14 protein-coding genes are annotated in these 14,884 nt (G+C 47.9%); all 14 read right to left on the reverse strand.

Going from position 1 to position 14,884, the window contains the following annotated elements; translation table 11 throughout:
- Window positions 1–344 precede the first annotated feature (344 nt).
- From FEF09_RS24480 to FEF09_RS24540, 14 genes are read right to left on the reverse strand one after another with little or no spacing between them, the layout of a single operon-like run.
- Window positions 345–1,283: a hypothetical protein gene (locus FEF09_RS24480; protein ID WP_146307568.1), complete on the reverse strand. Its 939-nt coding sequence runs from the start codon at window positions 1,281–1,283 to the stop codon at window positions 345–347.
- Complete coding sequence (locus FEF09_RS24485; RefSeq protein ID WP_146307569.1) at window positions 1,277–2,923, reverse strand: hypothetical protein; 1,647 nt, start codon at window positions 2,921–2,923, stop codon at window positions 1,277–1,279. Before FEF09_RS24485 ends, FEF09_RS24480 begins: the two co-directional genes overlap by 7 nt.
- A gap of 9 nt (window positions 2,924–2,932) precedes the next feature.
- Window positions 2,933–3,721, reverse strand: coding sequence for a hypothetical protein (locus FEF09_RS24490; RefSeq protein WP_146307570.1), 789 nt, complete (start codon window positions 3,719–3,721; stop codon window positions 2,933–2,935).
- 6 nt (window positions 3,722–3,727) lie between these two features.
- Window positions 3,728–7,468: a hypothetical protein gene (locus FEF09_RS24495; RefSeq protein ID WP_146307571.1), complete on the reverse strand. Its 3,741-nt coding sequence runs from the start codon at window positions 7,466–7,468 to the stop codon at window positions 3,728–3,730.
- A gap of 33 nt (window positions 7,469–7,501) precedes the next feature.
- Entirely contained in the window at window positions 7,502–7,930 is a 429-nt protein-coding gene (locus FEF09_RS24500; RefSeq protein ID WP_146307572.1) for a GPW/gp25 family protein, read from the reverse strand.
- Between the two features lie 11 nt (window positions 7,931–7,941).
- Window positions 7,942–8,244, reverse strand: coding sequence for a PAAR domain-containing protein (locus FEF09_RS24505; RefSeq protein ID WP_146307573.1), 303 nt, complete (start codon window positions 8,242–8,244; stop codon window positions 7,942–7,944).
- A gap of 10 nt (window positions 8,245–8,254) precedes the next feature.
- Entirely contained in the window at window positions 8,255–10,069 is a 1,815-nt protein-coding gene (gene vgrG / locus FEF09_RS24510) for a type VI secretion system tip protein VgrG (protein WP_146307574.1), read from the reverse strand.
- A gap of 1 nt (window position 10,070) precedes the next feature.
- Window positions 10,071–10,739 carry a CIS tube protein gene (locus FEF09_RS24515; protein ID WP_146307575.1) on the reverse strand — a complete coding sequence of 223 codons (669 nt, stop codon included), beginning with the start codon at window positions 10,737–10,739 and terminating at the stop codon, window positions 10,071–10,073.
- Between the two features lie 3 nt (window positions 10,740–10,742).
- Window positions 10,743–10,913, reverse strand: a complete 171-nt coding sequence (locus FEF09_RS30940; protein ID WP_186774503.1) for a DUF5908 family protein — start codon at window positions 10,911–10,913, stop codon at window positions 10,743–10,745.
- A gap of 6 nt (window positions 10,914–10,919) precedes the next feature.
- The gene (locus FEF09_RS24520) at window positions 10,920–11,363 is read right to left on the reverse strand and encodes a phage tail protein (protein ID WP_146307576.1); all 444 of its coding nucleotides are present in this window, start codon (window positions 11,361–11,363) and stop codon (window positions 10,920–10,922) included.
- 6 nt (window positions 11,364–11,369) lie between these two features.
- Window positions 11,370–11,825, reverse strand: coding sequence for a phage tail protein (locus tag FEF09_RS24525; RefSeq protein WP_146307577.1), 456 nt, complete (start codon window positions 11,823–11,825; stop codon window positions 11,370–11,372).
- 47 nt (window positions 11,826–11,872) lie between these two features.
- A complete protein-coding gene (locus FEF09_RS24530; RefSeq protein WP_146307578.1) occupies window positions 11,873–13,375 on the reverse strand; it encodes a phage tail sheath family protein in 1,503 nt (500 codons plus the stop codon).
- An 18-nt stretch (window positions 13,376–13,393) separates the two neighbouring features.
- A complete protein-coding gene (locus FEF09_RS24535) occupies window positions 13,394–14,203 on the reverse strand; it encodes a hypothetical protein (protein WP_146307579.1) in 810 nt (269 codons plus the stop codon).
- 12 nt (window positions 14,204–14,215) lie between these two features.
- Window positions 14,216–14,788, reverse strand: a complete 573-nt coding sequence (locus tag FEF09_RS24540; protein WP_146307580.1) for a DUF4255 domain-containing protein — start codon at window positions 14,786–14,788, stop codon at window positions 14,216–14,218.
- Window positions 14,789–14,884: the final 96 nt, after the last annotated feature.

Consider the following 14,884-nt stretch of genomic DNA (forward strand, 5'->3'; position numbering starts at 1 on the left):
CTCCGGGAGATAATACTTCATCTATCACCTTTTCTGCGGCGGCAGACAAATGAAGATTGAACAGGCTGCTGACTTTGTCCTGTAAACCCTTGCACTGTCCTTGTCAGCGTACTGGATGTCAAAAGTCCAGCGACGGATAATATGTTGGGAATCCGCCATCCTATGGTTTCCTGTTTTTAGTCAGAAAGTCCAGCATCCTTGACCGCTGTGTTGGTATCATTCCCCGCAGATAAAGATCAGGCAAGGCTTTCAGCCCGGGAAATAAATGTTCTCGAAATGACGCATATCTGCAATCCCCAGCCAACGGAAGGAGACTTTATAGTAAACAGGTGTCTGTTCGCGGATCAGGTCTTCTGTGAATTTCCTGAACTCCGCATATTGAAATCTGGCCGGCCATGAAGGCAGCACGATGGTGATCGCCGGGCGATAAAATGAATCAGTAAGGCCTGTCCGTTTCCTGAATCTACATAGTATTCCATCTTCGGATACTGTGCATCATGTCCTGCCGCGATCATCGCCAGACAACGGGCAATTTCCTGCATATCGTTGTCAAAGCTGGCCGTATGTGTGTAGAGGAAACAGTCTGTTGTCAGCTGCTGGTACATATCCGCAGGAGACATCGCTGCCCAGTTTGTTTCCAGCAGACGTTTCAGGATACTTTCACGTTCTTCAAACGTACGCATCAGGCGTAGTTCCAGTAACAATTTGCCACCAAAGGATAACAGGCGGAAACCATATGCCCGCATGCGAAGCGTTGGTTTCAGCAGGGTATGTTCTACGATATAAAACCCTTCCGAATCGGCACTGATCACCTGCAGATGTCTGATCATCTGATGCAGTGCCGTTATCGCAGCTTCCCGGTCTCTGTGTTTGGCTGCCGCGTGCCACGTATGCTGACCGGGCGCCTTGTACAACACGACATAATAGCCATTCCCTTCATCTTCTACAATACGATAGTTGGACTGATCTGCACCAAATTTCAGTAACGAAATTGGCTGATGGCCGAAATGATACTGTTTGGTGTCTATCGCCGTATCAGGAATATCATCATTGTACCAGATACTTTCGCCATTTACCTGCAATTGCTTTGCGATCGGTACCGGATGCCACGCGCCGGAAACACTCATATCAAGGTGATCTCTGTCGAATACTGCTGTCAGCGGTTGTTTCACATCACGTTCGATATGCAGCATCTTATAAATCCACTGCTGATAACCGGAGAACACACCACTCATCTCAGGATCCATCATGTAGTTGTATCCCTGTGTCTTTCCCTTCAGCAATACCGGCAGTTGTTGCAGGATGCCGGCCTTCCAGCGTAACTCACAGTTGATACGATCCTTTCATCCGGAGGATGATACAGAAGATCATACAGACTGACAGGATATCTCGGAACGACGATATTAAAACGTGCCAGCAGGTGATCAAAGATGCGGATCTTTCTTTGCTGGTATAAGGCATCGCCTTCGGACATTTCCCGTAAGGCGTTTACATATTCATTGTTTTTATCTTTCTTGAAATCTTCCCAGTTCCGGCCACTTTCCGTAAATGCTCTCAGGAGATGCTTTACATGTGGCACATCGTATAATGGTTGCGAGAAATAGGTCGTAGCGGGAACACTGTCTATATCAGGAGAAAAGATAGCAGCAAGGTTACCCAGCTGCGCCAGATAATCCGCCAGTATCTGTTCGAAGAACAAGAGATAAGCCTTGAGTTGTTTCGCCTGTGCGATTCTCTGCGGAGGCTCATGACTGGATAATTGCTCCTCTCCCGTACCATAGATAGCCGGAAAGAAATGCTGTAAGGAATAATACTGCGTACTGTTGCGGTAAGCGCCTTCCAAAGAATGATCAGGCAGCCCTTTTTCCTGTGCGGTGTAATGCCGCTTCCGCGTCTCTCTGATCTTACGGAATACATTCCAGAAGATAGCATCACGTGAGTGCTGTTCAAACTGATCACTGAAGATGCCGATATCATTCCTTGCGTCAGTGATATCAACATAAGGATAATAGCCGGGTTGTATGATAATTGGTTTACTGCTGAAATTCACGCCATCAGAGGAGACATGCAGGAATTTCACCTGAATCACGCCGGGCAACTGAGAAATCGCCTTCACCATTTCAGACGGATCTACCTGTAGTTTTCTTTCCCGCAGATCTTCAGCAGGCACAAAACCTTTACTCAGTTCCGGTCCCTGATAAATATCTTCTGTAGCGTAACCGGCTTCCAGCAGTTCTCCTTCTGAGATAAAACGCACCGGTGGGTGTACGACCTGTTCTATAGCATTGCACACATAGGCGAGGGTTTCTTTCACCGGATAATGCGCATCTACCATGATCGTGGCCCTGATAGAAATATGTTGTGCTTTAAGAATTGTGATCTCCTCGAAATTCTCACCCAGACTCCTGTTGCGCATCAGACAGTTCCGTACGACTTCTACCATTTTCTCCGCAGCAGAAATATTGGTTTCCAATTCTCTGGTCAGGGCATCATCCGGCTGGATCAATACCCTGAATACACCTTTGGAAGCACCCGGTGTATAATCGGATGTAATCGACTCTATCCAGACGTTTTCGACCCGGTCTATCTGATCGAGTAACAGTTTCCGGAAATCGGCTACGCTTATCGGGCCGGAATTCAGGATATCTGATTTACTGAAGAATACGTTGTGCCGTGCACTGATCCGGCCTTCTTTATCCGCCAGAATTTCATTGATCGGAAAATCCGTTTTATAGGCGAGATCTGTCAGGGCAAAACAAAGCTGTTCCAGTATAGTGACACCGGGATCATGCAGGTTATAATCTGTCCAGACATGGCCTGACAGTTCCTGTACCAGTGTCAGGGCTTCTGCTCTGAGTCTGGCAAAGTCAAGGGTATTATCCCTTTCTTTGTCACGGCTGATCTGTAAGGGAATATGCTTCATTGACAAAACTTAGTGGTAGTATTCCTTCGGCATAAACGCGGTATCATCCCAAAGACGGGTGATACGATAATAGATTTCTACGTCAGGTCCATAGTTGCTGTTGGTACGCAGCTGTAAGGCATAATGGTGCGTACTTCCTTTCCAGCGCAAACGCAGACGGTTCCAGAAAAAGCCATAATGCGCAGATGTCTTTCTGATCCTTCCCCACGACCATTTATTAAAAGCAGTCACCGCATAGGCATGCATAATCGCAAAACGGCCGGAATTACGTCTGCCGGTGCGGGCAATCACCTCAAAGGCCTGACAGTTATCCAGTCCGCTGATGATGGCATGCCACTTCCCATCCGCAGGTACCTTTCCTATCCTGTAGGTACCTACCCGTCCTTCCATGGCAATGAAACCGGTCACCTCCATTTTATAACAGGGGTTACACCGGGTACCTACACCCATATTACCATTCTGATGAAGGAAGAAACTCTTTGCATCGGTGGTAGATTCGTCAGAGCCATTGGTATGCGGTTGCATGCGGAAACCCGGATTCTCCCGCTCGTCTTTCTCCATCAGAAAGAACGGTTCAAGATCATCGTTGGTACGATAGAAAGACACCAGTCGTTTGGAACTGCCTAATGCAGCTACCAGCATCCCATTCTCTTCGTCTTTCGAAAAGCCGTCTTCCTGTTTATTGATAGTAGAATCAATGAGGTGTGCGAAGTGGTGCTCTGTTGGCAGTTTTCCATTACGGAAATGCTCCTTCAGCTCTTCCCTGCCATATATTTTGGTGTTATTTTTCGTCGCCATAGTCGGTTATTTTGGTTGTATGGTGAGTGAAATAATTTCTCCTTCTGCATAATGGGAATCGTCATCATCCCTATAGCTGTTTCTTTCGTGTTGTCCGATGATCATCTCTTCTCCTGTGATCACACCGCTGATACCAATAGGTTCGGGCTCCCGGTAGCCCCATTCGTCTATTACACGGATGGAATGATGCGGTGCTGGTATGAGCACTGCTTCTGCCGTGGAGGCTCTGACATACTCCGTGTTGCTGACAGCGGTGTCGAGCATACAATGAATGTAATCACCATTGGGATCGTCTTCTTCAAAAAAGTGTACCATAGAAAAACCGGTTACATAGGATATGTAAGGCAACTTTTTGATATAACTCAGTACATCAGCGGTATACATGGTACCGCCCATTTTCACTTCGGTATGTGTATCAAACAACCACGGCGTAAGATATCGGCTGATATCATTCTGTAACTGTGTCAGGTAATAGTTTTTGTCGGTCAGACTGGCCTTGTCTATAAACCGTACATCACATACGATCTTCACTTTTTCATATACCGGGTGATGGACGGTCACTTTGATAAAGGGCGGCAGCAGGTTAGCGATGAATCCATGGATACGGAACAATGTCACAATATCTACATGCGGCTCCGTGTTCTCATACTTACCGTTAAATGGTTTTGGTACGATGACCAGTTGGACATCAGAAGCAGCAATATTGGTGGCACATTTAACGATCAGGATATCAGGGAATGCCTCAAGGATCAGCTGAATGATATCCATGGCATACATGGGTCGGTTCTTATGCCGCAGGCGTTCACTGATACGTACATAGTACTCTTCTGTTGTTTCCGCCGGTCTGCCGCCAAAGGAAGGGAACAACTGCCACACGCGTTGTATCCCTTTTAATTCGTGCTGTAATGCTTTGATGGACATGGAAGGCAATGAAGTCGATACGATCGTATCTGACTGATCCCGGCAGGCAATGGCGGCATTGACAAAGAGCCCTTTGATCATGGGACGAAACTGCATTTCTTCCGGTGAGGACAGGCGCAGCCATTGCAACTGTTTATCCAGTCTTGTGTTACCCGAGCTATTGATCGGAGGCGTCTTCAGACTTACCACGCCACTGTTCAGAAACAACTGGGTGGTGTCAGTCAGTATATGGGAGGTGTTGAAAGGTACCCAACGGTCATTATAGAGATAACTCCAGTGCAGATCCGGTTTCTTATTGACCCGCGTATGATTGCGATGCTTTTCTTCCAGTTGGAAGAGCAGGGAAATTTCTTCCTGTGGCTGCATTCCATCCAGTCCTATATACAGGCTGGATCTGTCTTCAAAAGTGGGCAACAAAGTAAAATCGCCCTGAAAAGAAGAAGGATAAGCCTGCCGGTGTCCGAAAGGATACAGGTGGAAGATCTGTAGTGTCTGTGCTTCTTCGCCTGCTTTTTCGGGTTTCAGGATCTCTGCCTGTTCCAGTACGTAGTCGATAGAGATAGATTTCACCAACGGCGTATAAGGCATATTGGGAATGGGCTTCTTTCTGCCCCATCGGCTGGCGTTATGGGCCATGACTTCCGGGAATAATTTCATGTATGCCTTATGTCCGAAGGCTTCCTGCGGACCCGCCAGTTCCAGTCGGATAGCGCCGTCATTATAGAACCCGTCTGCAATGAACGGTTCTTTATCCATCAAAGGCCTGTTCAGAAAATGGATCTTTTTAAGATCGATATTTTTGAGTGTAGACTTATCGGAAAGGATCACCCTTCCTTTTTCGTCTGTATATGTTCTAAACAGCGGTAATAGTTGCTGTTGATTTCTTTCCGGATGAATTTCTCCGTTCTCAAATGCGCTGATACCGGCTACAAAAGCGTCATTGGTCATACCGGCATTATAAGCCGCATAATGCTCATTAAAACCGTTTTCTACGTGTGGTAGTTCCAGCCATTCCAGCTGGATACGGAAAGTCTTCGTATAGGTGTTAAAAACATTGCTGTCACGGATGTCGAGGAAAGAGCCGAGAGCTGGCTGCGGACCAAACAGCTGAAACGGATTGGCCGGACTCAATGGACCGGCATTATTAAAGAGTTTGACAGAACGATAGCCTTTTACCTGTGCACGGAGGCTCACCCTTTCCAGCCATAACATGGGCAGATAGGAATAAGGGTGATGGAAGCTGTTGTTGTTGAGCATCAGCCGCAACAAAGGCAGTTTGCTCTGATAGGCGCCACCGTGTAACAAAGGATCGTAGAGGGCAGCCGCTGGTGCGTTTACATCGTACAGGAGGGTAATAAAGAACGCGTTTGCGCCACCTGCGCGGTTACTGCTGCGAATACTGTGTTTCGGTAGTTTATGCCAGCCGGTGGCCGTTGTATAGGAAATGATAAATGCAGATGATAACAGCTCATTCATCACCAGTGTTTCCTGTTTGTTAGTGACCGCTGCGAAGTTCTGGATATAGGCCAGCAGCTTTTCATAAGAAGCCGGTTCAAAATAAAGATCCAGTTCGACGGTGCGTTGTCCTTCGGTAAGATATAACAACGGTGAAGCCAGTATAACGCCCATTTCTGTTTCCTCCATGGTACGCTTATCCCGTGGCAGGTCTTGTTGGGGTTCTCCCAGCATAGGCCACGAGGTCACCGGTAGTGCGCCGGGTATATAGGCGGCCGGCGGAGGTACTTCGTGGGTGGCAGCGTAGACCTGCGCTTCCATAATATCTGACAGATGCGGATCTTCGGTGGCTATCTGTCTGTATCTGTTGACGTAGACGGTCCTGAGTGAGCGGATGTTGGTATGACTGACACGTAGGTCATGTGCCATACGGTAAGTCACCGGAACAGCGCCAGCCCCTGTTTCTACAACCATAGCCGTTCCTTTGGGAACAGTTACCGGCATACTCTGTGGCTGTGCATCGAGGAAGATATGCACCTGATCCGGGATGGCGGGTTTTTGTTTCAGTCCCAGTACATTCCGGTAATAATAGTCCTGATGCTGGCCGGTGAGTTTATTCAGCTTGTCCTGCAGATGGCCATACAATTGCGTAAAGGCCATCAGCATACCAATATGCGGATGGTGTTGCAGGGAATCCGGGCGTCTGCGCAGGTAAAACTGCGCGGCACTGGTTATCTGGTAGAATTTAGTCCGCAGGTCGTTATAGACTTCATTCAGGGACTGATACCCCAGAAATACCGCCGGCACTCTGTTTGTCTTTTTCGCTAATGAGGGGAAATTAACCGCCAGTTCATCGGTAACAGGGATGGTACGAAAATGCGTGGCAGGTGTGAACAGCAGGATGGCCTGTTCTTCAAACTGCAACATTTTAAGTACATCTTCTGTAATGCTCTCCATAATCTGGTCGGTATAGATCCAGGTCAGGGCCTGCTGGTCGGCTTTCTTTAGCTGCTGAAGGTGTGCTGCCAGCTGATTGGCGATCGTGAATATCAGGTTAAACAGTTCGGCCAGCAGTGCATATAATTTAGCGTCTCCGCTCACAGATTCCAGTGCCTCTTGTATACCTGACTGCTTTTCCTGCCAGCGGGTAAAATCGAGGCGGGAGATAGCCGTGATCATGATGAGCATATCAGCCTGGAGGAATTCCCGCCAGTCGCCGTCTATCTTATCCTGAAAATTATAATAGTTGAATTGCGTTGCCAGTTCGGAGAGAAATAGCAACAGGTCTTCCCGACTGCGTTCATCAATCTTCACATAGGACGGCAGCAGCGCTTCCAGTTTGCGCTCTGACTGGCTGATGCCATCCCTCATATAATCGAATAGTTTATTCATCGCTTGTACGCGCTACGGCAGCAGATTGGGAGACGCAATGTTGGTGCCTTCCAGAAAATAAAACGGATAGACCATATTATGTCTGGTGTTGGTGGCAATGATGGTGTAATGTATCTGGAGGTGCAGCGTACCGGCTGCCTGATCCTGCATGAGTATGTCAACTCCGGAGAAGTTCACCCTTGGTTCGAAGTCGAGCAGGGCGTGAGAGATCAGATCGTTGATCTCCGTCAGCATTTCCGTATCGGCAGGCTCAAATACGAGCCGGTGCAGATTACAGCCAAAGGTAGGTTGCATCAGCCGCTCCCCCGGTATAGTACCGAGAATGATGCGGATGCTTTCTTCTATATCAATAACGGCATGGCTCATCAAAGCGCTGCTGCCGGCTTTATCAAATGACGGGGGGAATGACCATCCCGTGCCTAAGAAAGAGTGAATCGCCATTTTAAGAATGTTTAACCTCCTATCAATACGGTGGGGCAACCGAGTACAATACTGCCGCCATGTGCAGTCGTATCGCCCATACGGGCAGCAGGCTTCCCGCCTATCATTACTGTGGCGGAGCCTTTTACGATCGAGTCAGGAGGACCTACGCAAACGCAGCTATCACCTAACACGGCGGCAGGCATCTTCCCTATCAATACCGTTGGAACGCCGGGACCTACTATCGGTCCGCCGACATGTGGTATAGGTGGTAGTCCGGGCGTCTGCATCGGACAGGTATGCATATCAGTCAGTCTTGCTGCTGGTGTTCCCATTGTACAAATTTTAGTTGATCATCACCATACCGCCCTTGACTACTGTCTGGCCGGAGGCGGATAGTTCGGCATTGGCCGTCCCTTTAGCCGTAAAGCCCACCTGAGCGGTCTGTTTGATATTCATGCCGCTGATCTCCATATCCTGAGTGGCTTTCAGTTCTGCCTTACCGGTCGCATTTAAGGTAATGTTACCGGTCGCTTTCAGGGTAATATCTTTCGGAGAATTCAGCAATATACCGCTATCGTCGAGTTTTATACTATTATTATTCTGATCTTTTATTTCTATGGACTTTCCATCGTCACTCAGCGTAATCATATTATTACCCGGCGTAGTGATTTTCAGAATCTTTTTATCATCGTCAAAGTTGATCTCCAGTTTACTGCGGCTATAGAATGCTTTGGTGTTATTCTTTTCGTCTGCCTGTGTAACCGGCGGTACTTTCCCCTTGCTGAACAGACTACCTAATACGACCGGAAAGCGCGGATCACTCTCAAGGAAGCCTAAAATGACCTCATCTCCTACTTCCGGACAAAACACCCCGCCGGCGCCTGAGGTGGCATAAAAACTGGCCAGTCTTGCCCAGATTCCTTTCTGTCCATCGACATTAGCAGCCGGCTTTACCTGTATACGATACACCGCCCCCGGGTCTTCAGAGATCTTAGAAACGGTCGCCAGTTGCAAACCGTGAATAGCGGGCATCTGTCCGTTAGCCACGGTACTGGAAAAGAGTTCCCTTTCAAAGATCGGTTTGTCCGGCACACCAAACTGCACATAAGTGGTCCACTGACCATCTTCCAGCACATGCCGTACCTTATTGATAAACGCATTCCCATCAAACTGTGGTCCCACACCTTCCAGCGAAATTACCTTACCCGGTTGAGGTAATGCATTCCCGATAAAAGATACGGTCCCTTTTACAGCACTCATACGCATACGCAGCAGGGTACTGTCTGCCCATATTTTCAGGTCCGCCTGTGCCAGCGGAGCGCTGGATATCATTTTAAGGGCGGTCTGTCCCAGCTTTTCAGACAAGGTTTTGGCAGTGATCGCGCCCTGTTGATTGAGGGTAGGTTCAGTGGCTGCGGAGGTGATCACGGCGAGTGTCTGCGGATCCCAGGCAGCGGCATCCAGAGAAGGTGGCTGCTTTTCAGCATTGATCTCTGCGTTGAAGGTGATGATCGAATCACCGTAAGTGATATTTAACACCGGATCGGCCGTGAAGTTTGGCTTACCGATCTTGATGCCGTCATCCCCCATCGTGGTGATAAAACCGTTAAACGCAGCACGGGCCAATACGAAATCCCAGTCCGTTGCCATTTTCTGAAATAGCATTTCCTGCTGTGCAGAAGTACTTTCTACTGTGCTGCTCAGACTATAAGCCCCCATCACTTTTGTCATTACGGCGCTATCTGTTATTTCGGAGAACTCGCCTTCCTTTTGTCCGAGTGTCATCTTCACCGCTTCGTGTTTACAGGTCAGCACCAGTTCAAACCCGGTGGATTTATTAATACGCAAGGCCTGTTTGACGATAATACCTTTAAAAATAGATTGCTCGGTATCATCACCATAACCGGCAGTGACGGCGATATTACCACCGGGAACAAAGTCCTTGCGTGCACTGGCGGGAAAGTCGCCCGCATCTCCGGCGGAGCCGATATCTCCGGTGCCTTCCACAAAGACGATTTCCGCAAAAGAGATCTTATTGATCTCATGCGTCACGTCGATGGAAGATATAAAAACAGCCTCCTGTACGGCAGTGCCTTCTACAGAGACTGTAAATTTCAATGTAGGATCAGTAATATTTGTAGGGCTTTGTGCGGGCATATTATACTTTCTTTAAAGGTGGAAAATACAACTCATCTCCCGGACGGATGGCATGAATACTGTTCAGGCCATTCACCCTTGCCACTTCCATGTAATAGGAAGCGTCTCCGTAGATACGATAAGCCATCATAGGAAGTGTATCGCCAGCTTTCACCGTCCTGATATGCGTCAGATCCGGCGATTCTTTGGCGGCTTTCTGCTTTTTGCCTTTGAAGTCTGTTGACTGGGCCACTACCAGTTTCACTTCTGCCCGGAGGGCAGTACCATCAGCGTTAAAGAGTTTATAGTTGGTCGTGAAGCTGGTGCATACACCTCTGTATACAAGGTTACCCCAGCTTATTTTCAGATAGTTCGGCCGATGTACGGTCCCCTGATAGGAAAACATCAGGTATTTCAGACGATCAATATAGCGGTCTACCGACATACCATCCGGAATAGGGATGATGCCGGTACCATCCACAAGGAGGTCCAGATTAAAATCAGACTGGCCCATACCCTTAAAGATCTGGGTAGGGCTACTGGATCCGTCCTCTTTGGAAAGCTCATACTGAGCGGTATAGCTCAGAGAGTAACTGGACGGATTGATTGTTGCGGCGATAGTACCGAGCAGTTGATTCACACCTGCAGGATCGGCGTAAGCCGCTATCTGCAGTTTTTTGATCTGTCCCATAGTTTATCGTTCGGCTTCGGTTTTCATCCTGTTCAGGATATTTTCCACACACTCTTTGATAATGCCTTCTTTCCAGTGCCGGAGGCTCTTTTCATCAGGCAATACCGATGTTGTTTTTGCAGCATCGGAAGAGATGGTCACTTTAATGACTAATTCCCTTATTTCAAGCGGCATTACAGATCATTTGGTTGTTTCAAAATATTTATACGCCAGTTCAAGCGTCTCTATCACGATCTCCCCGACGCCCATGGCTTTTAAGCCGGAGACTTCCATTTTGACCGGGTAAACGCCGTAGAATTTCCATGAAGAAAGCGGTTTGCTCTTTTCATCAAGCAGCATCACCACAACGGTGGTGGGCTTGAAGGTAAAAGTGGAGAGGCTCTTTGTGACCCATTCTGTTACGACCGAGCCAATAAGCATTCCTCTCCGTAATACCAGGTTACTGTATTTAGGAGGGGAAGGGAGTTTATAAACGAATTGGTTTTCTCCCCCTTCCCTGACCTCTTCCGGCGATATGCTGACGGAAATACCGGTAACATCCTGAAAATTGCCTTCCTGCTTACCTGGATAGCTGATGAAGTTTACTTTATAGTAAAACCCCACCGGTGGGTATGCGGGATCCATAGGTTACTATTCAGTAAGTGTTAAACCTTCATGCGCTACTTCCATAGTCTCTACAGCTATTTCGTTAGCGTCAGATTTCATGTCAGTCACTGTGATCTTGCATGGGAATGCATTCTTCAGTGTCCAGCTCATTGCGATATCCTGTTTCTCATCGAGCAGGCTCACAACGATATTGATACGTTTATAGGTATTCATGGTGATACCTTTATACTTATCCCACAGCGCTTTGTCTCCTTTGAAAATACCTTTCTTGAGAGTAACGTTGGAGAATTTCTGGATACCGGGCATTTTCACCGTTGAATAAACAGGGCTGCTGCCACCACGGTATTCTATGATCTGCGTTTCTGAAGATAATCCGGTTACTTCCTGGAATATCAGTTCAGCACCGTCCCACATGACCTTGAACGAAAATTTGACAAGAGGCCACGTGGACTGGGCCTGGGTAGAGCCGTCATCTGCCATAGTTATAAGCTTTTAATAGTAAAATAATAGGTTATCAGTTTGTCAGATTAAGATTGCTGCATCATCTGCTGGAATGTGATCACGATAAACTCCGCAGGTCTTACAATGGCAACCCTTACGGTGATCAGCATTTTACCATCGAGGATGTCTTGTGGTGTCATGGTAGAACCAAGACCCAGCTGTACGTCGTAAGCCTGTTCAGGAGCAGCTCCTGCCAGTGCGCCCTGTTTCCAGAGGTTGTTCAGGAAGTTGTCGATCATCGCTTTTACGGTCACCCAGGTAGTCGCATCATTTGGCTCGAACACATAAGTACGTGCTGCCAGTTTAATGGACTGTTCGATCATGATGAGGGTACGGCGTACGTTAATATAACGCCAGTCCTGGCTGTTACCGTCCAGTGTTCTGCCACCCCAGATCAGTGTACCTACACCGGGGAAAGGACGGATCACGTTGATGGATTTACCAGCCAGTACGTCAACGTTCAGTTGTTTCTGTTCATCGGCAGAAATGTTCACTGCAGGTGCATTGACCATACTGATAGATACGTTGGCGGGTGATTTCCATACACCACGGGAGCTGTCTACCAGTGTGTAGATACCGGCAATAGCGCCACTCGGAGGCAGTTCATTCAGCGTAGAGCGGATCTCTTCCAGAATACTGTTGTATACCGGGCTGGATGCTTTGAGTGACTGGTGATAATTCTTCTTTGCATTGGCGTCAGGCGTAGCGATCGCTTTATAAGCCGTTACTACCTGTTTTGCCAGATCTTCCGGTAACAAGGTACCCAGATCAACAGCTGCGTCAAGGTTTTCGAAGTCAACTTCTGTACCCTGTACGATGGCTGTTTTCAACCATGGATAGTACGCTGCACCGTAGTTCAGTGCGTTAATGCCGATCTTGTCTCTGAAGCTGGCTACGACACTGTCTGTGGTATCAGTAGGACCTTGTTTTGCAAGATCGAAGATGCCAAAGCGGCTCTGCGTTTTCGCGCAGTGTGCCAGTACTTTTGTGTAGACAGTATTGTAGGCTGCTTCTCCCAGTGCGATAGCATCAGGAATCGCTACCAGGGTCGGCTCAAACTCTTTCTCCAGCAACAGCAGGATGTCCGGTTTGGTGTCAGACCCGATAAAGTCGTCGAGAGAGATCTCGAGACCGTCCGGCTTATCGCCATAGGTGCCTACAGAGACGATGTAACAGTTACTGCCGCCGTTGGCGTAGAACAGGCGGATACTGTTGTACAGATAGAAAGTGTTCTTTTCTTTGATCTGTACAATTTTTGGAGCGCCGTTGATGATAAAGGTTTCGCCTTTATAGTCAGCGGCCGGATCAGCAATGCTGAACTTAGGTTGGAAGCCTGCGCCAAAGAGTTCCACAAATTCCGCGAAGGAAGTGACACGAGTTGGTTTTTGCAGAAGCGACTTACCAAACCGTTCGGCTTTTTGTGTGTAGCCGATAAAGACGGGAACTGCTGTTTCGACGGCGACGGCAGAACTGGGGAAGGCGTTTTTTTCCTCTATATAAACGCCCGGAGTCATGAGTGTTGAAGCCATAGCTGTGCGGATTTGAGTTTAGTATAAAAAGATTTCAGAGTATGCCTGAGTGTGGTCGTATACGGCTGTACCTGCTGCGGAAACAGCGGTGATATCAGGAGATGGTAATACCTGGATGATGGTCCGGTGTGGCTCACTGTCACCTCCGCCCGCTACGAGCTGAAAGGTATATGCTGATCGCTGAGATAACGTTAACGCCTGTTCGGAAATAAGTGTATATACACGTTTCCCGTCGGGCAGATCTATCAGTTGCGGTGCGGCAAATTGTATACTACCACGGGCATCTACAATGGATGGTTTGGCAAGCGACGCGAGATCGTTGCTCATCAGGAAGTAAGACCACCTTGTTGCCTTTGCGGCGAAGCTGATTTCATATGCCGGCAGCAGATCAGGCGTGAATGTAAGTGCTATTCTGGCAAACGGACGGGCAGAGACACCTCCATTGCCCGTCGCTGCGGGGATGAGATCATCCGCAGAAACAAGCGCCTGCCTGTGCAATTTACCCGAAGCATATTCACGCTGATTGCTGAAAAATAACATTGTTCCGGGGACATCCGTTTGCTGTAATGCAGTGTAGTTATAGAAATACTTGTCCTGCAGATGTAACTCGAAAAGCAGCGAAACACGCTCCTGTAATAGGGTCTGCCGATCAGTACCGGCGGCATTAAAGAGCACGACGATCCTGTCCGGCAATCTGCGGAATAGTAAACCATAACGCCGCATTTCTGTTGCTGTTTGTTGAGGCAGAAGCAAGCGCAGGTCCCTGAAACAATTATCAGCAAAGTAGCTGTGACGGAAATAAATCTCCGTCAGCAAAGCAAATCCCATTACTGTAATTGTTTACAGAAGTTTATCGTTAGTTGAAATATCCGATACAGATGGCCTGTATTCTCTGATAATACTGTCATCGAAAGTGAGCATGCGCATCTTGTATACGACCGAAGGCATATACTTTGCGCCAAGCGTGGCCCACAGATTGTTTAAGCGATCTGTACCCATGCTCTCCATCTCAAAGACAAGCTTATCAATACGTGGATCCAATGATGGTGTGTTGTCGGATGTAAGCACATTGCGCGACTGGAAATAAGCCATGATAAAGGAGATAAATCGCAATGCTTCCGCATAGTTGTTAGCGGTAAAATATGCCGAAAACAGCACATACAGGTTGATGCATACAGGCGGCGTTGTCTTTGCCTGTACCAGTCCTGCATTGTAGCCGGGCACACCTTTCCCTAACGCCTCCTTCTCAATGTTGATCAGCGTTACAAGTACTTTATTTTCACCCTGCACAGCGACACTACCATCCTGGTTCACTATACCGGATAGTATTACTTTGTCCTCGTTCACATGCAACTGCCTTCGAAAGTGATTATTGATCACTTCTGTGATGCATGAAAGGGTTTCGTAAATCATATGGCTAAATTTTCTCAGGAAGTACTCAGCTCAGCTGAGGCGCACATGTGTTACCAGAGGCAATGCACAATGTTTTCTTTATAAATGATGCAACGT

Origin of the sequence: Chitinophaga pinensis (genome assembly GCF_007896845.1) — a bacterium.
GTDB classification, from domain to species: domain Bacteria; phylum Bacteroidota; class Bacteroidia; order Chitinophagales; family Chitinophagaceae; genus Chitinophaga; species Chitinophaga pinensis_C.